The following is a 20,605-nucleotide window of genomic DNA, read 5'->3' as shown; positions in this document are numbered from 1 at the left end:
CCGGGATCAGGACGAGCAACTGATGTTCAGGTGCTTCCCCCAGTCCGGGGGAAGCGCTGCATACCCTTCGAATTCCGGCTGTTCGTCGAACGGCTTTTCCAATACCTTCAGCAATTCCTTCATCGGCTCATAGTCGCCGTTCTGCGCTTCCTGAATCACCTGCTGGGCCAGGTAGTTTCGCAGGATGTATTTGGGATTTACCTTGCGCATGGCGTATTCACGGGCGTCGTGGGCGCGGCTTTCCATTTTCAGGCGTTGTTGATAGCGCTCAAGCCATTGATCCGCCACGCTTCGATCCACAAACAGGTCGCGGATGGGTGCGCTGCCCTTGGTCGTCAGGTTAGACAGCCCACGGAAAAACCGGGTGTAGTCCACGTGATATTCGTGGAGCATGCTGAAGGTGTCCATGATCAGCGGCAGGTCTGACCTGTCCTCCTGCGCCAGCCCGAGCTTGTCCCGCATGTTCTGCAGGAAGCGTTCGTTGTAGGCGACTTCATATCGCCTGAGGCCGCGGCGGACACCGCCTTCATCCATGACGGGCAACAGGGCATTGGCCAGGTACTGGCAGTTTACAAAGCCGATTTCCGGCTGGCGGTTGTAGGCATAACGGCCGCCCTGGTCGGTGTGATTGCAGATGTAACCGGCGTCGAAATCATCCAGGAACGCGTAGGGACCATAATCGAAGGTGTCGCCGATGATGGACATGTTGTCGCTGTTCATGACGCCGTGGCAGAAGCCAACCGCCTGCCAGTCGGCGACCAGCCGCGCGGTGCGTTCGACCACTTCCTCAAACCACCTGGCATAGCGCTCGCTGTCTGCCAGCCCGATCAAATGCGGAAAGTGCAGGGCAATGACATGGTCCATCAGGGTTTTCAGGGTGTCCTTGCCTTCGTGGTGCGCGGCGAACTCGAAATGCCCGAAACGTATGTGGGTTTCGGCCACGCGGACCAGGGCGGCAGCGGTCTCAATGGATTCACGACGGATCGGGTCCCGGGCGCTGACCATGAACAGCGCCCGGGTGGTGGGAATGCCCAAGCCATGCATGGCCTCGCTGCAGAGGTATTCGCGAATGGTGGAGCGTAGCACCGCGCGACCATCACCAAAGCGGGAGTACGGGGTCATGCCGGAGCCTTTCAGGTGCCAGTCCCAGCGCCGTCCGTCCGGACCGATGGTTTCCCACAACAGCAGACCCCGACCATCCCCCAGGTCCGGGTTGTACATGCCGAACTGGTGGCCGGTGTATTTCATGGCCACCGGGTCCATGCCTTCCAGTAATTCGGTGCCTGCGCCCACGCCGGTCCAATCCTCCGGCTGGTTGCTGTGAAAGCCCATTTGTTTCGCCAGCGTATGGTTAAAGCACACCATGCGGGCGTCTTTCAGCGGTGTGGGCTGTACCCGGGTGTAGAAGCTGTCCGGCAGCTCCAGATAGCGATGTTCCACCCGATAACGGTTGTTGCTCATAGGACGCTTATGCTCTCAACTGGTACAAAACATGCTAAATCATGATGTAAACACAATCTTCTCAGGACACCGGACCGTGGCTGATCAACAACTTCTGAAAAAACTGCAGCCCCTGATGGATCAGGAATCCTTACTACCATCCTACGTGAGGACAGTGGAACAGACCATCGTGCCGCTGGCCCGGCGTCAGGGTAATGCACCAAAAAGGGGCGAAAGCCCTGATGCCCTCAGAATCATGACCGATGACCACAGCCTGGGCTTGCCCCGATTCCGGACAGCCTGACGGAGATACGCCATGACCAAGCCCCGCCTGCTGGTATTCACCGATCTGGACGGCACCCTGCTGGACCACGACACCTACCGTTGGCAGGCCGCGGAGCCCGCTTTGGAGCGGCTGCGGCGGGCAAATATCCCGGTGATTCTCAATTCCAGCAAGACAGCCCCTGAAATTCGCGATATCCGGGGCGCACTGAACAACGATCACCCGTTTATTGTCGAAAATGGTGCAGCGGTGGTGATTCCGGCGAACTGTTTTGGATCAGGGGCCGAGCAGGTGGTGAATTTTGGAGCACCGCTGGATCGGGTGTTGGCCGTCTTGCAGCATTTGCGCTCACAGGGCTTCAGGTTCCGGGGCTTCGCGGACATGTCGGCGGAGGAACTGGCCCGTTGTACCGGATTGTCTCTGGCTTCCGCCGGGCTGGCCCGGGAACGGCTGGGAACAGAGCCTTTGCTATGGGAAGGCACAGACGAGGAACGAGAGTGTTTTGCTGAACAGCTGGCAGCGGAAAACCTGCGCCTGGTGCGGGGAGGACGCTTCTTTCATGTGATGGGAAACTTCGATAAAGCGGATGGGGTCCGTTTCTTGCTGAGTAAATATCGGGAGCACTATGGTCGGGAATCCCTGGTGACTGTCGCGCTGGGGGACAGCCCCAACGATCAGAAGATGCTGGAGTCGGTCAATCTTCCGGTCATTATCCGCGGCGTCCTGTCCGATCAGGTGCAGCTGACTTCGGATCGCCACGCCATGCGCTCCCTCAAGCCCGGCCCTGAAGGCTGGAATGAATGCGTACTCAATATCCTTATTGAGTACGGTTACTGAGCAAGAGGAACTCAGCCATGGGCGATTTCTACCAGAACGGCATCGTCACCACCCTTCATAACCTGACCCGCCGCCCGGTGGAGGATTTGGAACAGGAACTGATGAACTTTCGTAAGGAGCGCCCCATGTCACTGGTGCTGCCCTCACTGTTCTCGGAACTGGAAGGTCCTGCCCTGAAAAACATCGTCAGCGAGCTGGCCAAGGTGCCTTACCTGGAGCAGATTGTGATCGGGCTGGACCAGGCAACCGAAGCTCAGTATCGCTACGCGATGGAGTATTTTTCAGGGCTGCCTCAGAATTTCAAGGTGCTTTGGAACGATGGTCCCAGGCTGCGTGCCATTGATCTTAAGCTCCGTGAGCAGAATCTGGCGCCGACGGAAATGGGGAAGGGGCGCAATGTCTGGTACTGCTTTGGTTATGTGCTGGCTTCCGGCCTCAGCAAATCCGTGGCCCTGCACGACTGCGATATTCTGACCTATTCCCGGGATCTGGTGGCGCGCCTGATCTACCCGGTCGCCAATCCTGCGTTCAACTATATGTTCTGTAAAGGCTATTACTCCCGTGTGGCGGACAGCAAGATGAACGGTCGCGTCAGCCGGTTACTGGTAACACCGCTGATCCGGGCGCTGAAGAAAGTCTGTGGTCCCAATGATTTTCTGGACTACCTGGACAGCTACCGCTACCCGCTGGCGGGCGAGTTCTCCTTCCGCACCGATGTGATCAACGATTTGCGCATTCCCAGTGACTGGGGGCTGGAAGTGGGGGTGCTGTCTGAAATGAAGCGCAACTACGCCACCAACCGATTGTGCCAGGTGGACATTGCCGATACCTACGATCACAAACACCAGGAACTGTCGCCGGAAGATGCCAACCGTGGGTTGTCCAAGATGAGCACGGACATTTCCAAGGCGCTGTTTCGGAAGCTGGCCACCAATGGCGAGATCTTCTCCAATGAGAAGTTCCGCACCATCAAGGCTACCTATTTCCGGATCGCGCTGGATTTTGTTGAGACGTATCAGAATGACGCCATCATCAACGGCCTGACCTTTGATCGGCATAAGGAAGAAAAGGCCGTGGAGCTGTTTGCACAGAATGTGATGCGCGCCGGGGCCTATTTCCTCGATAATCCTATGGATACACCGTTCATTCCCAGTTGGAACCGGGTGGCAAGTGCGATTCCGGACATCAAGGAGCAACTGATGGAGGCGGTGGATCTGGATAACGAGGAGTTCCGCCCATGAAAGAACCACTGAAATCCAAGCTGGCGGGGATGCTGGAGATCGTATACCCAGATCTCGACAGTGGGTTTCTGGCGGAAAAGCTGCTCAAGACCATGGGGCTGGCGCCGAACCAGGAGCCCCTGCCGGCGCACCAGAACCACTGGAATGAATCGGACATTGTCCTGATTACCTATGCAGACACGGTGCGGCGGGCGGATGAGAAACCCCTGGTGACGCTCCGTGGGTTTCTGAACGATTGCCTGGCGAATACCGTTTCAGCGGTCCACATCCTGCCGTTTTTCCCGTACAGCTCAGACGATGGTTTTTCGGTGATGGATTACCTGGCGGTGAACGAATCCCATGGCAACTGGGATGATATCGAGCGCATCGCCGGAGATTTCAAGCTGATGGCGGATCTGGTGATCAACCACATGTCCGCCCGCAGCCGCTGGTTCGAGAATTTCCGCAAGCGCGTGGACCCGGGCAAGGACTACTTTTTCGAGGCCAGCCTGAGCGACGATCTGAGCGCGGTGGTGCGCCCACGGACATCGCCACTGCTGAACCCGGTGATGACAGAGGACGGCGAGCGCTACGTGTGGTGCACGTTCAGTGAAGATCAGGTGGACCTGAACTTTGCCAACCCGCGGGTGTTGAGCGAATTTGTATCAATCATCCGCAAATACCTGGAGCGCGGCGTGATCATGTTCCGGCTCGACGCCGTGGCATTCCTGTGGAAAGAGCCGGGAACTCCCTCTATCCACCTCCAGCAGACCCACGAACTGATCAAGATCCTGAGGCTGCTGATTGAGCATCATAGCCCGAAGGCGGTGGTGGTCACCGAAACCAACGTGCCCAACCGGGAAAACCTGACGTACTTCGGTAACGCCAATGAAGCACACGCGATTTACAACTTCTCCCTGCCGCCGCTGCTGATCCACACCCTGGTGACCGGCAACTGTCGCCACCTGAAAACCTGGCTGATGAGCATGCCGCCGGCGCAGATGGGCACCACCTACCTGAATTTCATTGCTTCCCATGACGGTGTGGGTTTGCGTCCCACCGATGGCCTACTGACTGAAGACGAGAAGCAGGGGCTGATCAATGCCATGGAGTCCTTCGGCGGCAAGGTCTCCTACCGCCGCATAGAAGACGGTCGTGACCAGCCCTACGAGATCAACATTGCGCTGTACGATGCGCTCAAGGGCACGGTCAAAGGTGGGGCCGATCACTGGCAATTGCAGCGCTTCATCTGCGCCCATACGGTGATGTTGGCGCTGGAGGGCATTCCTGCCTTCTACATTCACAGTTTTCTGGCCACCGAAAATGATTACGAGCGGGCTGAGCACACGGGCCGTCTGCGTTCCATCAATCGGGGTCAGTGGAAGCTCGAATCGATTGAAAGTGAGCTGGCCAATCCGCTAAGTCATCACAGCGAGGTGTTCAAAGAGCTGAAACGCCTGATTGCCATTCGTCGCCGGCAGCCGGCGTTCCACCCCAACGCCACCCAGTTCACGCTCCATCTCGGGCTGCAGTTGTTTGGGTTCTGGCGCCAGAGCATGCGGCGGGATCAGTCCATTTTCTGCATCCACAATATCAGCGATGAAGCCCAGGAGGTGGCTCTGAGTGATATCAACCTGATTGGCACCGACCAGTGGGTGGACCTGATTTCCAGGCTGCGGGTGGATGACCTGAGCGGCTCTCTTACGTTGAAGCCCTACCAGAGCGTCTGGCTGTCGAATCGGGAGTAGGGCAGAATGCGCTCATGCCCGAGCAACCACTACCATCGTCAACACCAAGAGTACTTTTACTGTCAGCCTACGATGCCGGCAGCCACAAACGCTGGCGGGAACAACTGGTCGCCAGCCAGCCGGCGTTCGACTGGCACGTGCTTGCCTTGCCGCCCCGGTTCTTTCGCTGGCGGATTCGCGGTAACGCGCTGACCTGGCTACAGGAGCCCGCGCTCAGGCAAAGCTGGGATCTTTTGGTGGTCACCTCCATGGTGGATCTGGCGTCCATTCGCGGTTTCCATCCCCATCTCGCCCGTACCCCGGCTTTGCTCTACATGCATGAAAACCAGTTTGCCTACCCGGATTCTGGCAGGCAGCACTCCAGTGCCGAGCCCAAAATGGTCAACCTGTACAGCGCGGTTGCGGCGGATCTCGTTGTGTTCAACAGCGAGTGGAACCGGGACAGCTTTCTGGACGAAGCCTATGGCTTTCTCAACAAGCTGCCTGACGGCCTGCCCGATGGCGTGATTCGTCAGATACGGGACAAGTCCAGCGTGATTCCCGTGCCGATTGAGGACTCTCTGTTCCGGGAGCGCGCCGTTCCCCATAACGCCACCTGCCCGCATTTGTTGTGGAATCACCGCTGGGAGTATGACAAATGCCCGGACCGGCTGTTACTGCTGCTCGACCGGCTGGTGGACATGGGGCAGGATTTTCGCATCAGCGTGGTGGGAGAGCAGTTCAGGAACCAGCCCCGGGTATTTGAAGAGATACAGAGCCGCTATGGCAGTCGGCTTGTGCACTGGGGATATATGGAAAGTCGTGAAGCGTACGACAGACTGTTGCATGAAGCCGACGTAGTGGTGTCCACGGCACTGCACGATTTCCAGGGGCTATCAATGCTGGAAGCCATGGCCTCTGGCTGCCTGGCCCTGGCGCCGGATCGTCTGGCGTATCCGGAGTATGTTCCTGCCTCCCAGCGTTATACCAGCCTGGTAGATGATCCGCAGCGGGAAGCTTGCTGTGCTGCCGACACATTGGTATCACTGCTGACGCAGAAACCGGCTATAAAGCGCCCCGAAGAATGGCGCCTTACCGAATTGAAACGCAGTTATCGCAATGCCATGTATGTCACCATAGGCGGTGACGCGGTATGCTCAACCAATCAAGAATGAACCACCGGAGCGGGCGAATATGATGAAGGCGATCAAGGTTGTCGGCGATGCTCTGAACTGGGAGACCTGCGACGCTCCCACGGAACTGCCAGAAAACCACGTCAGTATTGATGTGGCATGGACCGCTATCAATCGTGCTGACCTGATGCAGAGGGCTGGCGTTTATCCGCCGCCTCCCGGTGCCTCGGAGATTCTGGGGCTGGAAGTGAGCGGGACCATTGCCGACGTTGGTGAGGGCGTGACCGGCTTTAGTCCGGGGGACGAAGTCTGTGCCCTGTTGACCGGCGGCGGCTACGCCACCAAGGTGATTGTGCCGGCAGTGCAGGTGTTGCCAATTCCTGATGGGCTGTCACTCAGGCAGGCTGCGGCGGTGCCAGAGGTGTTCGCAACGGCCTGGTTGAATCTGTACCGGGAGGCGGGACTGGAACCGGGCGAAAAGGTCTTGCTCCACGCCGCCGCCAGTGGTTTGGGTACGGCGGTTATACAGCTGGCCACAGCGTTTGGGAATCCGGTGTTCGCCACCGCCGGAGATGATGAAAAACTGGCCGTTTGTCAGAAGCTTGGTGCGACCGGTATCTGGAACCGAACGAACGGCTCGTTCGTGGATGCGGTCCGTAAATGGGGTGGCATCGACATGGTGCTGGACCCGGTGGGCGGCAGTTACATCGGCGATAACCAGAAAGTCCTGAACGCAGATGGTCGAATCGTATTGATTGGCCTGATGGGCGGTCGGACAGCTGAAGTGAATCTTGGCCTGATGCTGGTGAAACGCCATCGCCTGATTGGGTCAACCCTGCGGTCACGCCCAGTAGCGGTCAAAGGGGAGGTCATGCAGGCCCTCTATCGTCATGTCTGGCCTTTGCTGAGCTCGAAGCAGATTGTACCGATTATTGATCGGGACTGGCCGATTGAAGAGGCCGCCGAAGCCATGGCCTACGTCGCCGCCAACAAGAGCACCGGCAAAGTGCTCTTGAGCGTTAACGCCTGAGTAAACGTTTGTCGGATTAGCGTCAGCGTAATCCGACAAACCCTAAATCAGATCAGTCCGCAACACGAACCAACTGCTTCCCAAAGTTCTGCCCCTTCAGCATCCCCTTGAACGCCTCAACGGCATTACCCAGCCCCTCGGCAATGCTCTCCCGATACTTCAGCTCACCGGAGGCAATCCTGTCAGCGAGAATACCGGTAATCTCCTGATGCTTGTCCTGCCACTCAGTGACCAGGAAAAAGCGGTGCTCTGGTACCGGATCCAATGCTTTCAGGACGTGGAAAGGCGTCTCGACCGATGCCATGTCACTGGCGTTGTAGGCCGACACATAACCACAGATAGGCACGCGGGCCCCCGGGTTCAGTAACGGTGCGACCGCGCGGGTCACGGCACCGCCAACGTTCTCGAAATAGATATCGATGCCGTCAGGGCAGGCCGCTTTCAGATCCTCTTCAAGGTTACCCGCCTTGTAATCGACACAGGCATCGAAACCCAGTTCCTCAACCACGAAACCGCATTTGTCCGGCCCGCCGGCCACGCCGACAACGCGACAGCCCTCTTTTTTGGCGGTTTGTCCAACCACGGTGCCAACAGGGCCGGAAGCGGCAGACACCACCACGGTTTCACCGGCCTTGGGCTTGCCCACGTACATCAGGCCGCAGTAGCCGGTACGACCGGGCATACCCGCCACGCCCAGATAAGTCTGCAGGGGCACATTGTCTTTCTGGTTGATCTTGTAAACCATCGGCGCATCCGCCGGGAAGGTCACGTATTCCTGCCAGCCGGAGTAGCAGGTGACCAGGTCGCCGACCTTGAGCTTGTCGGAGTTGGACTCCACGATCCGCGCGACGCTTTCACCCACGATCACCTCATCAATGGCAATGGGGTCCATGTACCCCTTGGCATCGTTCATGCGCGGGCGCATGTAAGGATCCAGCGACAACCACAGGACCTGGGCTACCACCTCTCCCTCGTTGGGCGGCCGAACAGGGCGCTCTTCCATAACAAGGTCGCCATCCTGGATTTCGCCCTGGGGGCGCTGTTTGAGCACGATTGCATGGTTCTTGTAGTCGTTCACTGACTTCCTCCGGTTGCATAATGAAACCAGATTAGAGTGCAGCAGATTAGGTTTGAGGTCAACCTCTCAACTCGGGATTCCCGGGGTTACATTCCTCGGCCCGATCGTTATAATCGGCCATGCTCAGGACGAGTAATGAACATACGACTTTATCTTCAGGGACCGAAGACATGCCCCAGGCAAGCGGACTGCAGTTCACCGCCACCATTGGCGAATTTTCCTCTGATCACTTTTCCGTTGTCGGCTTTGAGCTGACCGAGAACCTTTCCGAGTTGTTTCACGGCAAGCTTGAGCTGGCCAGCACCGACCCGTCGGTAGCGGCAGCCGATGTACTGGAACGGGCCGTGGACCTGGTGGTCTGGCAGGATGGCACGCCGTTGCGACGCTTCACCGGCGTGGTCAACGAATTCGCCCGCGGTGATGCCGGCCACCGCCGCACCCGCTACGAAGTCATCATCCAGCCCCCGCTGTGGCGCCTGGGCCTGATGCACAACAGCCGCATCTTCCAGACCCAGACCACCGACGCCATCGTGCGCACCCTGCTGGAAGAGCGGGGCATCGTCGATACCGTGTTCGATCTGAAACGCCGCCCGGAAGAACGGGAATACTGCGTCCAGCACCGGGAAAGCGACCTGGGGTTTGTGGAACGGTTGGCCGCTGAGGAAGGCTGGTATTACCGCTACCACCACGGCTCAGTAGACGGTGAAGAACAGCCGGCCCTGATCATCGCCGATCACCATGGCGATGCCCCCAGGCTCGACCCCGCCGAATACAACGGCAAAGCCGGTGGCAGTACCCGCCAGAGCGCCATCTTCCAGTTCAGCTACCGCGAACGGATCAAGGCCGCCTCTGTGGCCATGAAGGACTACACCTTCAAGAATCCCGCCTATGCCTTGATGCACGACAGTGTGGCGGGTGATGTTCAGCACCGGGAAGACTACCAGCACTACGATTACCCTGGCCGCTTCAAGGCCGACGCCAGCGGCCAGCCGTTCACCGAAAGCCGCCTGGATGCCCTGAGAAACGACGCTGCCACCGCCAACGGCCAGAGTAACCGCCCCGACTTTACCGTGGGCGCCAAAGTCGAACTCACCGAACACGACAACCAGACCCTGAACCGGGAATGGCTGTTCACCAGCATCAGCCATACCGGCGAGCAGCCCCAGGCCCTGGAAGAAGAGGGTGGTAGTGGTGCGACCACCTACCACAACGCCTTCAATGCCATCCCGGCGGACCGCACCTGGCGCCCACAGATCCAACACCGCCCGCGGATGGACGGCCCCCAGATCGCCATCGTCACCGGCCCGAAAGGCGAAGAGATCCACTGCGACGAACACGGCCGAGTGAAAGTCCGCTTTCCATGGGACAGATACAGCAAGAACGACGAACACAGCAGCGCCTGGCTGCGAATCAGCCAGGACTGGGCCGGTGGGCAATACGGCTTCATGGCACTGCCAAGAATCGGCAACGAAGTCATCGTCTCCTTTCTGGACGGGGACCCGGACCAGCCGATCATTACCGGTCGCACCTACCATGCCACCAACACACCGCCCTATGCGCTGCCGGAGCACAAGACAAGAACCACCCTCAAAACCCAGACCCACAAGGGCGAGGGCAGCAACGAGTTGCGATTTGAGGACGAAGCGGACCAGCAACAGATCTACATCCACGCACAGAAAGACCTGGACCTGCTGACGGAAAACAATCGCACCGAAGTTGTCAGGAACGACAGCCACCGAACGGTCGAGAATAACGATTTCAATCACATCAAAGGCAACGATCACTGCACCGTGGATGGAGAAAAACGCCAGACCATCGGCGGCGACTGCAGCCAGAGCATCAGCGGCACTTTCCACCAGAAATCCGGCAAGGGCACCCTCAGCGAAGCCGGCACCGAAGTTCACCACAAGGCCGGCGCCAAAGTGGTGCTGGACGCGGGTGCGGAACTCACCATATCTGCCGGTGGCAGCCTGCTGAAGCTGGACCCGAGTGGTGTGACGCTGGCGGGGGCTGGCATCAAGATCAATTCCGGTGGTTCGCCGGGTAGTGGTTCGGGGCAAAGGATATCTACTCCTGAACAGCCTGGAGTACTCGTCAGAGATGCAATAGCTGCGCCCCAATCTCCTTCTCTGGCGGAAGTGGATCAGCGCCAGTCCGCATTGCTTGATGAAATGGAAGTAGGGCAATTACCAAAGTTTGACCGAAAATTGATTGTTGAAGTAATTGGTGGGCATCTCGAGCGCGATTCGGTTGAAGCAATCAAAAGCTCGGCAGGGGAGGAAAACGCATGACAGATAATGTGAATTTTTCAGATGAGTCCCGGGATCGGTCGATTCTACGAAAAGCTGAATATGATGATTCAGACCCGAAAGATCTGGTGCTGACCATACCAAAGCGTGACGGTGGCAAGATTGTTGTCCCTCTTTTGAAAAATGCCAGATCAAACGTTGAGCGGGATGATTACCAAGAGAATACACTTGTCAGAATTAAACCCTTGGCTGAAATCGCTAGTAACCTGCCAGTAAAAAGCGGTTACAACGCGCCTGTCTACCAAGGAAAAGGGGTCGCTCTATTACGCCCCGGATACCTTTATATCTTCCGAAATAACAGGCTATGGAGAGAACTGGAAATTAACCAAAGCTCCCAAATGAGCGATGTTGACCTTGAAGCAGTCCGAGCGGAGGCCGACGATCAGGATTCTGAATTACGGGCTATTCGACCTTCGGCTGGGCGGTGGTTGGACGATGTGCTTGTCCCCGTTTTTCTTCAGGGACAATCTGTTATGCACGATTTCCGCATGGCATATAGCGAAGTGCAATGGGACTGGTCATATATCCAGCAGCTTGAAGAAAATGACGCTTCCCGCAATGCAAGGACGACTGGCGTGGGCCACGCGTGGGCTGTTACCTCGGTCGATACAATAGGTTTTGCGACCGGCTTCCCCGCATCGAGGGTTGAGGATGTGGCCGAATTAAGGGCTCGCGACTTGGGGATCGAATTGATGCTCGAAAACCCCAGTGACTTTGTGACCAGTTTTGAAGGCCCGGGCGAGCAAGAGCTATGCGCCAAACTGGCAAAACTGTTGAAGCATAATCAGAGTCTTGTGGGGAAAGCTGAACAAAATAGTGAATCTCTGACTAGCGAAGATAATCCGATATCCTATGTCGAACAGTTAATGGAGAACCCGCTGGATCTCGCATTCGAGGCGACTTCAGGCGGTCAACAGGACGCAAGTGAGGATGGGGAGGAAGCGCCAGAGATACTTGACCTCACGTGCCACCAGGGAGTCGACCTTTTGTGGAACCTTCGCACGCAAAAAGGTATAGCCTGCGTGGCGCTTCCGGATCCTTTATTCAAGCTTCGCCATTCCCTGGCACAACTGCACCTGGCACTGCACTTCCTCGATGCTGTAGATGTTTCCATCCAGAAGAATCCAATGGCTCACTCTGCGATGTTGATTCGACAAGCGGTGTTTGACCCATTGTCGAGCGGCGGCTCTAGTACTTTAGCGAATTACTCCGACGCTATCGACCGGGCAAAATTGGATGAAGTGCTGGACACCGCCGAAAAGAATCATGCTGTTCGGGTTATTGAACAACATGTTGACGAAATCCAAGACATGATCGAGTTGGGGAAGCTTGATCCAGTCTTTGAAGATTATCGGGAATGCAATGATGTGGCGCTCTGCGAAGCTTACCTGCTGATCGCAGACAAGCTCAATGTTTTGCAACAGATTCCAGGTGTTCTGGCAGCTCAAGGCGTAAGCAGCCGAGCTCAGGTGTTAACCGGTTTACGGCAATGGATATTAGATAGTAGTTTCCTTACGGATTGGGCCCCACAAACCGCAGACGATAGCGCTGGATCGCCGTCTCCGTTTGAGAAATTGCAAAAGCTCGCTGAGGAACAGACCGAGATCGATGAAGCGTTATTGAACCGTCTGAACATACAGTCATTGGTATACCTCGAAAAACAATTAAAGGAAAAGCAGGATGGCGGTGAAAGTATTCTGAAAGACCTGTCCGATGCTGGGAAAGTCGGCGGCCTGATATCTGGAGCGCTGGGGGAGTGGAGCTCCGCAATACTCACAGTTTGCAAGCGGCTCATTGAGGAGGGTGTGATACAGCAGGTCGAGATTCAGCGAATCATGCAGGCCGCGTCTTCAAATATTGTACTGACTAGTCCTGAACTGAGAGGAATCGATGTGATGGACAGGGCGGGTGCCGTCACTAGAGGATCGATTATTGGTATGCTCGGCAATGGCCTCAACCGGGGGTTGACAGACTTTGATCGGTCCAAAGGCATTTTGACCCGAAAGAAGGACTACCTCTATGCCGATTTGCTTGATGACTCGGATGATCTGGTGGCATCAAGCAGCCCGGCCCGTGCCGCCAATGCTGTTGAGGAAGCTGTTAATAAGGTTGCTGGCGCGACCATGGTATTCTCCGCTCCCGCCGATCATCCGGAGGCCCGGAAGCTGGGGTTGTTGAAGGTGGATTTTGCCAAGCGGGTTGGTAAAGTCGTGGATGGACCTGCGGTGTCCCGTGGGTTGGTGGTATTGGCGGCGTTTAACGTTTTTCTCGAGTGGAATAACTTTGTCAATGCCTGGAACTCAGAAAAGGGAAACGTAGTGTTTGCGGGTTCAAAGGCGCTGCTTGGGGCAGGATTAGACTTGATGGCTGCATCTTTCAAGCTGAGCGTAGTACTTGGGGGGGGCGCTACTCAACAATCAGGTCTGTACAAAGTTGCTGCGCGGCCGCTGTTCGATATGAAGAATTGGGTTGTCATTGGCAATAGATTAAATGCTCTGAAGGCTAGCACTTTGGTCCGCACTGTTGGCTTGGCTAGTTTCGCGGCAGGGGCTATTAACGTTGCCTTCAGTTCTTGGGAAATGCGCCTTAGTTTATCTAACAAAGATTTTGACGCTGCAACCGGCCATGCAATTGCGGTAGCGGGTGGTTTGATTTTCCTGGCTCAGCCTCTTATGGGCCCCCTGCTTGCCATTCCCGGCTGGGGCTGGGCTATTCTCGGCATGGCCATGGTAGTGGGCGGCAGTTTGTATGCAGGGGCAGCCACTGACGATTCGTTTGAGCAACTCCTGAAGCGTGGCCCTTGGGGGACTCATCCCGATGGTTCATTGGCTGGGCAAAACGACCATGCTTATTATAGCCAGCTTCTTTCCCTGCTTTCGCCGATTCAGGTCACTGCGAGCAAGTACGCTGATGTTGACCCTGACCCGGCGCTGTCTCATCCGGATTATGCGGCGGAACCGGACGATTACGTGATCACAGTGCAGCTTCCCCTGGTCAGCCGCATGCGGCTTTTCCAAGGGCAAGAGTGCAGGGCGGATCTACCTTCCAGGGCGTTTAATCTGGTTGTTCAGGAAGTGGCCTATCAGTCTTCGAGCTCGAGCTTAACTGCTCCTGGCTCGGTAGCACCTGTGAGTAGTACCCAGTTGGTCAAAACTACCCCGCTCACCAAAATTACCGCCCGACAATCCTTACCCCACCAGTCAGCTGTTCGGTTCCTTGTGAAACGTGAGTTGCAGGACAGCGAATACCGAAGCTTGTTTTATAACGAATCGGTGGAAACCAGAGTTAGAGTTGGGATACAAGCCACTCTGGACACAGAACTAGGGCCGATAGTATTTCCGGCTCCTGTGCAAGAGAATTTCGAACCATTCAATGTGTCCCTCCACAGTAACCCACCGCCCAAAGAGAAGGCGTTCTTGAACCCATACGCTCAGCCCAAGTCACCATACTGGTATTTTACTGAGGTCACTGCATGAATAACGCACGGAGAGCAGCCGAAATCGCGAATGCAGCCTTTATAGGAGCGGCCATTGGGCCATTGCCTGAGAGTCCAAGAAATCGCACGCGGATCGGGGAGGAGCTTCAGCCGATAGGCACATACGCGGGTGTCATTCCCTACCATGGTACGGTGCAAGACATTGAGGCTCTTCAGGAAAACGAAAAAACGGATCCTGAGTTCAAAAATAAAGATTGGTGGTGGGACCACCAGCGGATTCGATTCTTAAACGGGAAATTGGGGCTCAAGTTTCTAATACTGATTATTCCGTTTACTTGGGTGCTTACACTTTGGCTCGGAGGCCCTGCACTGATGGTTTGGGGTTTCTCTGAAGTGGATGCGATTCGAGCGCTTCCTGGCGTGTTGGTCGGAACCGTTGCTCTTATATTGGCGTTCGCTTGGTATGCAGTTGCAATATGGGTCACTCCATACACAACGAATTGGATCATGAGTACAGGTATCGGTTTCATCCTCAAGCCTTTTGAAAAAAACATCAATAAGAAACTGGACGACACCCTCGAAGACGGCTGTAGTGAATTCAACCGCGTCACTGGCCAGATTCGCATTGCCTTGGGGCGGGGGCAGTTTTTCGAGGCGCCCTTTGTGGAATTCGACGCCTATGTGGAGCGGGTGGTCCAGCATGGCGGTATCTTCTACCGCCTGATGCTGGTGCACCGCTACACCCAAAAAACCTTTAACAAAACCGGTTTCAGTACGATTGAAGCGGAAAAGTCCGAGGTGCTGGCGCTATGGGATATGTTGCAGCGCTACATGGATGTGACCCAGCCACTGCCGGATACCCCTCGCTTGGAACCTTTTCGCTATCTGGACCCGATTACGGCTGAACACGATAAGAAGACGAGCCGGAACCCGAGGTACTGGCGGGATCTGGACCTGGAATCTTGGAAAGACGGCGAGGGCTGGACGGAAGTCCACCACCGACAGAGCACGTTTCCCTGGGGGAGCCGAACCTGCAAGCTTACTCCGCAACTGGGCAAGATTTCGATGAAGGATTACCGGCAACGTCGACCAGCTGGCGCTTGGCCGATCTGAGCTTGTGTGTTCTTTGTGGGTACAGGGGGCAGGTCATGAGACTGCCAGTGTTGTGTTGGGCCGCCCCACGAGAAAACCAGGCATGGTATTGTCACCAGCGAATTGGCGCTGATGGTCAAGATTGAAACCCTGGAACCCGATGAACAATACACGGGAAGTGTCTACATGCTGCGAATCAAGCCAGACAGCGAGTTCCCGCTGCTGCCGGTGCAGGAACCGCCAAAGGAGCAGGCCATCTGGTGGGAACTGGATTGGCCCTACGCATCGCTGGAGGCCGTTAAAGGAAAGACGAAACAAATTCCAAAAGCCCCAGGGCCGGGCGAAGCGACACATTCCCCAGCGGAACTGTGACGTACTTGTCCCCTCTGCCGCTACCCACGGGGTTACCGCCTGTTGATCACAGCCAAATCGTCGCGGAAGTACGCGATGAATACCTGGAGTTGGGCGCCTTCACGCCGAATGTGTTCAGTTGGCAGGTAACCATTGGCGGGCCAATGGTGATGTTGCTTCTAATGAGTATGGTCTTGCCAATGTTGATGTTTGCTGCGGGTTTTATCTGGGGGAATGGTGTTCAGGACGCGATTGATGCTTACATTTTGTTTTCTATAGAAGGCTTAAAATTAGGAGGAGGGATCGCCTTGGTCGGCTTGTTCCTGGCTCTGATCCCCCGCGCTGAAGCCTACTTCAAACTCCGGGGCGTGGTCCCCACCCGCTTCAATCGTCAGCGGCGGGAAGTGTGCCTGGTGCCCTCGGATTCCGACACCCCGGTGTTCGTGCCCTGGGAAGAGATCCAGGCCTGGGTGGTCCAGGCTCAGGGGGCAACCCAGTACGGGGTTCAGCGCCAGTACGGCTTCGGGTTCGGCGGTGTTGACCCAAACACGGGCAAGGGCACCAGCCTGGAGCTGATGAGCGGCGGCCTGCCGCTGGCCATCAGCACCTGGGAGGCGCTGCGGGCTTACATGGAATACGAGGTCAAGGCCCTGGAGGAGATCCAGGACCCGCTGGACCTGCAAAAGCCCGGCGACCCGCCCTGGGAGGGCGTGCATACCTTCTACAATGCCCGGGAGCGCATGCGCCGGCGCCGTCGGGAAGGGGAAGTAGGCTGGAGTTATCCGTTCTTCTGGTATTGCTACCACCTGCTCACCCTCTGGACCCTGCCCAACCACCTGACCGAGTGGGAGGTGCGCAAGATGCAGCGCCTCAACCGTCGTGCCACGCCGGAAGCGGTACTTCGCTGGTCCGAACCGCTGCCGGAATCGGAGTGGACCAAGCCCAGCGACACCTTCAAGCGCCTGAGCCAGAAGGTTCGTGAGAAGCAGCAGGCCAATCGTGGGCGTTTGCCCTACGACGTGTTTGCGGAAGTGTATGCCGAGGAAGAGGACAAAGCTTCCCTTTCTGCCTGAGTCCCTCGAATCGCTGATCACTGCAAGACATAACAATCGTAGCCCCTCGGTCCCGGAGGGGCTGGTGAAGGATTACTAAAATTCGTCAAGGAAGAGTTCATGAGTAACACTGTAGAAGCAATCTGTATCTCCTGTAACGGCTCAAACCAACTGTCTGAAAAGGCGCTGGAGAAGCTTGGAAGATCGGAACCCATCCCCTGTGTTGAATGCGGAACGATGGTAAAAATCAGGACTGATCCCGCTTCAGAGCGTCAGGCCAAGGTATCAGTACTGACGTTAACCATCGGAGCCGCTATTGTCGCTATCGTGGCTTTGATTAATGTGTTTGGTGATGCCGGTTTCCCCACCTACTACGTGGCCATTCCGTTTATATTAATATCGTCGGTTTTTGTGTCTGGTCAAAATAGCAAGGTTCTCGAACTGGAGAATAGCAGTAGCGGGCGCGCTGAATAGAAGGACATAAAATAGGATATCAAGATCGATAAGGAGAATCGAACCATGCGAAAGCATATCAAAGGCTTGCTTGAACAGGGCTGCAGCCGCCAGGAAATATTTGAAAAGTTGAAAGCGGATGCTGGAAATGAAATGAGGCTGGCCAAACAGATAGCGACATTTCGAGCCCACCCTGACTCCGGGTTTTCTCTGATAGTGAACCGCATCCTTCTATGTGTGTTTTTTGCACAATCCGTCTTTGCTATCTGGACGATTCACACTGTATTGGCGCCGTTGGATGCAGAGTTTGCATTACACGGGATCGTGGTTGTATCGGTATTGTCAGTCATCTATTTTGTGGGGTTGCTGCGAATGGCTTTTACTGGATATGCGGCATACTTGATGTTCTGCATGGTTGTTGCGGGTAATTATATTTATGGATTCAATACTGTTCCAGTCATATCAATAGTTGGAGTACTTCTGGCGGCATTGAGTGGTGCGCTTACATACTATCTGAAGGTGAGCTTATTTCCACACATGGGCTTCATGGATGTGAGGACAGATGATGAGGGATGTTATATTTTAGACTAGTTTTAAGAGCTTGGCGTAAGCGCTTTATCTGTATTTGGAAAAATATCCTAGATATTGCTGTTCCTCACGCCGAGAATCCACATCCTCCGCTACCAAACACCGAACAGGAAAATGCGACAGCGAGGTGGTAATCAACTCCTCCAGAAAGTTGGATTGCCGAAATTGCGGAGCTTACAGAATGCGCAGCTATATGTAGAAACCTTGAGTTGATCAACGGGGTTGTAGAGCAGGGAAGTATATGATTGGTCGATGGTTAGTAAATAAAGTTCTTGACCCGTTACCTGTTTGGCTGCAAGTGATGCTTTTATTAGCAATTTTTAGTCCGGTTGCGTGGAACTATACGTTTTCAGCTAAGGACGCTGCTTTTGTATTCCATAACCATGTGGATCGCCCTATCCACGATGTAAATTTGAACGGTAAATGGATAGGTGGGGCTGCAGCTCACGATGGAAATGGACCGGGAGCCAGAGGTGGTGCAATTTGTTGCGGAAAGCTTGACTCTGAGGAAGTCGAGTTAACTTGGACCGTAAGTGTGACCCAATCACAATATGATGCCGGCCTAAGAAAGAAAAGCAAGAGATTGTTGGTGGAAATTCCTGAAAGACCAAATGATGAGCTTTATCTTCATGTGCATATTTTTACTGACGATACTGTGAAATTTTTCTGGAGCGAATCAACTAAATCTGATTATTAAATTGGCAAGTCCTCGGTTTGCTGGCCATCTGACAGCTTAATAAGATACTGCTTTTCGAAGTCCACGGGGATAGCCCAGCATTGTGGCCATGGAGGCACACCGGATAAACCTCGTAGTATTTTTAACCCGCATTCCGAGCCATTAGCACCCTATTGGTCCGTTAAGGAAGTTTCTGTATGACCATACCGATGGAGACACAAAAATATGCTTCGACCGCCTATCGGTCTGATCAGACGGTGGAGCTACCCGAAACCCGGGCCAAACGGGAGCGTGTTGGGGACGAGCTTCAGCCATATGGCGCCTACGTTAACCTTAACCCGTACCACCGAACCGTGGAGGATATTGATACGGTCCAGTGCAGTGAACGGGATGACCCGGAGTTCTATAAGGACAACTGGTGGTGGGACCACCAGCGGCTTCGCTTTCTTAATGAGAAGCTTGGATTAAAGGCGTTAATACTGATTATTCCATTCATTTGGGCGTTGTTGGTGCTTATTGGTGGTTTAGTGCTTATCAGTTGGAGTATCGGGACTTTCCTGATACCTATATTGCCGGCGATAGCTGTGGTTGTACTACTTCTAATTTTGGGTTCAGCATGGATATTCTTTTCATTTTGGATCATCCCCCCCACCACCAATTGGCTCATGATTAATGGCGTTGGATTGATTCTCAAGCCTTTCGAGAAAACTCTGGAAAAGAAGTTAGACGAAACCTTGGAAGACGGCTGCAGCGAGTTCAACCGGGTCACCGGGCAGGTAAAGTTTGCCTTGGGCAAAGGTCGTAACTTCGAAGCGCCGTTTGTGGAGTTCGACGCCTACGTAGAGCGAGTGGTGCAGCAGGGCGGTATCTTCTATCGGCTGATGTTCGTGCATCGTTACACGCAGAAGCAGTTCAATGACACGTCCCTGAGCAACGTCGAAGCGGAAAAAACCGAGGTGCTGGCCCTGTGGGACATGCTGCAACGCTACATGGACGTCACCCAGCCCTTGCCGGACATGCCCCGGCTGGAGCCCTTTCGCCACCTGGACCCGGTAACCGCCGAGCATGATCAGCAGACAGGCCGCAACCCCCGCTACTGGCGGGACCTGGATCTGGAAACCTGGCAAAAAGGTGAAGGTGCGGAGCTATTGAGGAGTCAACGGCAATACCCCTGGGGTCGCCGACAGTGCAGGCTGACCCCGAAACTGGGCAGTTTAGACATGCCCACTTATCGCCAGCAAAGGCCTGAGACCGCGAGTGTTGTGTAGGGTCGCCCCGCTTGATGGTCAACATCGAGGCGACTGCAGTCTGAGTGAGAAAGTTCGTCAGAAGCTGCAGGCCAAATGTGGGCGTTTGCCCTACGACGTGTTTGCGGGAGTTATGAGCTGAGTTTCTCAACGGGCTGGTAGGGGAGGAAGTATATGATTGGTCGCTGGTTGATGAATAAGATTCTGGACCCTTTGCCGGTATGGTTACAGGTAAGTCTCGTGCTCGTATGTATTGGCTTTATTGTCTGGGATCATTCATTTGCGACGAAAGATGCCGCTTTCATATTGCACAACCATACAGAGCGACCGATTTCAGAGGCGATTGTAGATGATGTCTGGATTGGAAATGCGGCTGCGTTTAATGGGTATGCAACAGGAAGCGGCGTTATATGCTGCGCGGCGTTGAAAGAAGAAAGGGTGGAGGTTCAGTGGCGACTAAGTGTGACGCAAAATCAGTATGATTCTGGGGTTCGAGGAGAGAATAGGGGGAAGGAAATTTCCGTCCCAGAGCGTGCTGGCGATGATCTGTATCTCCATGTCCATATATACCCAGACAATACGGTAAGGCTGTTTTGGAGTGAGACGATGCAGTCCAGATTTCAGGTAGTAAAAGGCAGATAGACACGATATCA

The 20,605-nt window shown here is 55.2% G+C and carries 18 protein-coding genes; 16 read left to right on the top strand and 2 right to left on the bottom strand.

Going from position 1 to position 20,605, the window contains the following annotated elements:
* Positions 1–6 precede the first annotated feature (6 nt).
* Entirely contained in the window at positions 7–1,461 is a 1,455-nt protein-coding gene (locus ACJO5Y_RS13610; RefSeq protein ID WP_406987908.1) for a protein adenylyltransferase SelO, read from the bottom strand.
* A 76-nt stretch (positions 1,462–1,537) separates the two neighbouring features.
* On the opposite strand from ACJO5Y_RS13610, the gene ACJO5Y_RS13605 reads away from it, so the two are divergent.
* Genes ACJO5Y_RS13605 through ACJO5Y_RS13580 form a run of 6 tightly spaced genes read left to right on the top strand, consistent with a single transcriptional unit; the run spans position 1,538 to position 7,670 of the window.
* A complete protein-coding gene (locus tag ACJO5Y_RS13605; RefSeq protein WP_406987907.1) occupies positions 1,538–1,744 on the top strand; it encodes a hypothetical protein in 207 nt (68 codons plus the stop codon).
* Between the two features lie 12 nt (positions 1,745–1,756).
* Entirely contained in the window at positions 1,757–2,560 is an 804-nt protein-coding gene (locus tag ACJO5Y_RS13600) for an HAD-IIB family hydrolase (protein ID WP_406987905.1), read from the top strand.
* Between the two features lie 17 nt (positions 2,561–2,577).
* Positions 2,578–3,801: a glycosyltransferase family protein gene (locus tag ACJO5Y_RS13595; protein ID WP_406987903.1), complete on the top strand. Its 1,224-nt coding sequence runs from the start codon at positions 2,578–2,580 to the stop codon at positions 3,799–3,801.
* Entirely contained in the window at positions 3,798–5,528 is a 1,731-nt protein-coding gene (locus ACJO5Y_RS13590) for an alpha-amylase family glycosyl hydrolase (RefSeq protein ID WP_406987902.1), read from the top strand. The genes ACJO5Y_RS13595 and ACJO5Y_RS13590 overlap by 4 nt, the downstream gene beginning before the upstream one ends.
* 14 nt (positions 5,529–5,542) lie before the next feature.
* Complete coding sequence (locus ACJO5Y_RS13585; protein ID WP_406987901.1) at positions 5,543–6,682, top strand: tRNA-queuosine alpha-mannosyltransferase domain-containing protein; 1,140 nt, start codon at positions 5,543–5,545, stop codon at positions 6,680–6,682.
* 22 nt (positions 6,683–6,704) lie between these two features.
* Positions 6,705–7,670 carry an NAD(P)H-quinone oxidoreductase gene (locus tag ACJO5Y_RS13580; RefSeq protein ID WP_406988017.1) on the top strand — a complete coding sequence of 322 codons (966 nt, stop codon included), beginning with the start codon at positions 6,705–6,707 and terminating at the stop codon, positions 7,668–7,670.
* Positions 7,671–7,722: 52 nt separating this feature from the next.
* On the opposite strand, the gene ACJO5Y_RS13575 is transcribed toward ACJO5Y_RS13580, so the two are convergent.
* On the bottom strand, positions 7,723–8,748 hold the full coding sequence (locus tag ACJO5Y_RS13575) for an NADP-dependent oxidoreductase (protein WP_406987899.1): 1,026 nt from the start codon (positions 8,746–8,748) through the stop codon (positions 7,723–7,725).
* Positions 8,749–8,918: 170 nt separating this feature from the next.
* Between ACJO5Y_RS13575 and ACJO5Y_RS13570 the strand changes: the two genes are divergently transcribed.
* From ACJO5Y_RS13570 to ACJO5Y_RS13525, 10 genes are all read left to right on the top strand, one after another.
* Complete coding sequence (locus tag ACJO5Y_RS13570) at positions 8,919–11,039, top strand: type VI secretion system Vgr family protein (RefSeq protein WP_406987897.1); 2,121 nt, start codon at positions 8,919–8,921, stop codon at positions 11,037–11,039.
* A complete protein-coding gene (locus ACJO5Y_RS13565) occupies positions 11,036–14,533 on the top strand; it encodes a toxin VasX (protein WP_406987896.1) in 3,498 nt (1,165 codons plus the stop codon). Before ACJO5Y_RS13570 ends, ACJO5Y_RS13565 begins: the two co-directional genes overlap by 4 nt.
* Positions 14,530–15,606: a hypothetical protein gene (locus tag ACJO5Y_RS13560; protein ID WP_406987894.1), complete on the top strand. Its 1,077-nt coding sequence runs from the start codon at positions 14,530–14,532 to the stop codon at positions 15,604–15,606. The genes ACJO5Y_RS13565 and ACJO5Y_RS13560 overlap by 4 nt, the downstream gene beginning before the upstream one ends.
* A gap of 111 nt (positions 15,607–15,717) precedes the next feature.
* Positions 15,718–15,957, top strand: a complete 240-nt coding sequence (locus ACJO5Y_RS13555; protein ID WP_406987893.1) for a hypothetical protein — start codon at positions 15,718–15,720, stop codon at positions 15,955–15,957.
* Between the two features lie 287 nt (positions 15,958–16,244).
* Positions 16,245–17,009, top strand: a complete 765-nt coding sequence (locus ACJO5Y_RS13550) for a hypothetical protein (protein ID WP_406987892.1) — start codon at positions 16,245–16,247, stop codon at positions 17,007–17,009.
* Positions 17,010–17,108: 99 nt separating this feature from the next.
* Positions 17,109–17,462: a hypothetical protein gene (locus ACJO5Y_RS13545; protein WP_406987890.1), complete on the top strand. Its 354-nt coding sequence runs from the start codon at positions 17,109–17,111 to the stop codon at positions 17,460–17,462.
* A gap of 45 nt (positions 17,463–17,507) precedes the next feature.
* Positions 17,508–18,032, top strand: coding sequence for a hypothetical protein (locus tag ACJO5Y_RS13540; protein WP_406987889.1), 525 nt, complete (start codon positions 17,508–17,510; stop codon positions 18,030–18,032).
* 238 nt (positions 18,033–18,270) lie between these two features.
* Positions 18,271–18,726 carry a DUF3304 domain-containing protein gene (locus tag ACJO5Y_RS13535; RefSeq protein WP_406987888.1) on the top strand — a complete coding sequence of 152 codons (456 nt, stop codon included), beginning with the start codon at positions 18,271–18,273 and terminating at the stop codon, positions 18,724–18,726.
* A gap of 176 nt (positions 18,727–18,902) precedes the next feature.
* Entirely contained in the window at positions 18,903–19,973 is a 1,071-nt protein-coding gene (locus ACJO5Y_RS13530; RefSeq protein ID WP_406987886.1) for a hypothetical protein, read from the top strand.
* Positions 19,974–20,126: 153 nt separating this feature from the next.
* Positions 20,127–20,594: a DUF3304 domain-containing protein gene (locus ACJO5Y_RS13525; protein ID WP_406987885.1), complete on the top strand. Its 468-nt coding sequence runs from the start codon at positions 20,127–20,129 to the stop codon at positions 20,592–20,594.
* Positions 20,595–20,605 lie beyond the last annotated feature (11 nt).

This window comes from Marinobacter alkalisoli, assembly GCF_045449855.1.
GTDB lineage: Bacteria > Pseudomonadota > Gammaproteobacteria > Pseudomonadales > Oleiphilaceae > Marinobacter.
The sequence above is the reverse complement of the archived record's forward strand: the minus strand, read 5'-3'. Positions and strand labels throughout refer to the sequence as shown.

Bases quoted from the DNA above. Each gene is read 5' to 3' on its own strand.
- ACJO5Y_RS13610 (WP_406987908.1), bottom strand. From the start codon at position 1,461: ATGAGCAACAACCGTTATCGGGTGGAACATCGCTATCTGGAGCTGCCG.
- ACJO5Y_RS13600 (WP_406987905.1), top strand. From the start codon at position 1,757: ATGACCAAGCCCCGCCTGCTGGTATTCACCGATCTGGACGGCACCCTG.
- ACJO5Y_RS13595 (WP_406987903.1), top strand. From the start codon at position 2,578: ATGGGCGATTTCTACCAGAACGGCATCGTCACCACCCTTCATAACCTG.
- ACJO5Y_RS13590 (WP_406987902.1), top strand. From the start codon at position 3,798: ATGAAAGAACCACTGAAATCCAAGCTGGCGGGGATGCTGGAGATCGTA.
- ACJO5Y_RS13585 (WP_406987901.1), top strand. From the start codon at position 5,543: ATGCCCGAGCAACCACTACCATCGTCAACACCAAGAGTACTTTTACTG.
- ACJO5Y_RS13580 (WP_406988017.1), top strand. From the start codon at position 6,705: ATGAAGGCGATCAAGGTTGTCGGCGATGCTCTGAACTGGGAGACCTGC.
- ACJO5Y_RS13570 (WP_406987897.1), top strand. From the start codon at position 8,919: ATGCCCCAGGCAAGCGGACTGCAGTTCACCGCCACCATTGGCGAATTT.
- ACJO5Y_RS13565 (WP_406987896.1), top strand. From the start codon at position 11,036: ATGACAGATAATGTGAATTTTTCAGATGAGTCCCGGGATCGGTCGATT.
- ACJO5Y_RS13560 (WP_406987894.1), top strand. From the start codon at position 14,530: ATGAATAACGCACGGAGAGCAGCCGAAATCGCGAATGCAGCCTTTATA.
- ACJO5Y_RS13555 (WP_406987893.1), top strand. From the start codon at position 15,718: ATGGTCAAGATTGAAACCCTGGAACCCGATGAACAATACACGGGAAGT.
- ACJO5Y_RS13545 (WP_406987890.1), top strand. From the start codon at position 17,109: ATGAGTAACACTGTAGAAGCAATCTGTATCTCCTGTAACGGCTCAAAC.
- ACJO5Y_RS13540 (WP_406987889.1), top strand. From the start codon at position 17,508: ATGCGAAAGCATATCAAAGGCTTGCTTGAACAGGGCTGCAGCCGCCAG.
- ACJO5Y_RS13535 (WP_406987888.1), top strand. From the start codon at position 18,271: ATGATTGGTCGATGGTTAGTAAATAAAGTTCTTGACCCGTTACCTGTT.
- ACJO5Y_RS13530 (WP_406987886.1), top strand. From the start codon at position 18,903: ATGACCATACCGATGGAGACACAAAAATATGCTTCGACCGCCTATCGG.
- ACJO5Y_RS13525 (WP_406987885.1), top strand. From the start codon at position 20,127: ATGATTGGTCGCTGGTTGATGAATAAGATTCTGGACCCTTTGCCGGTA.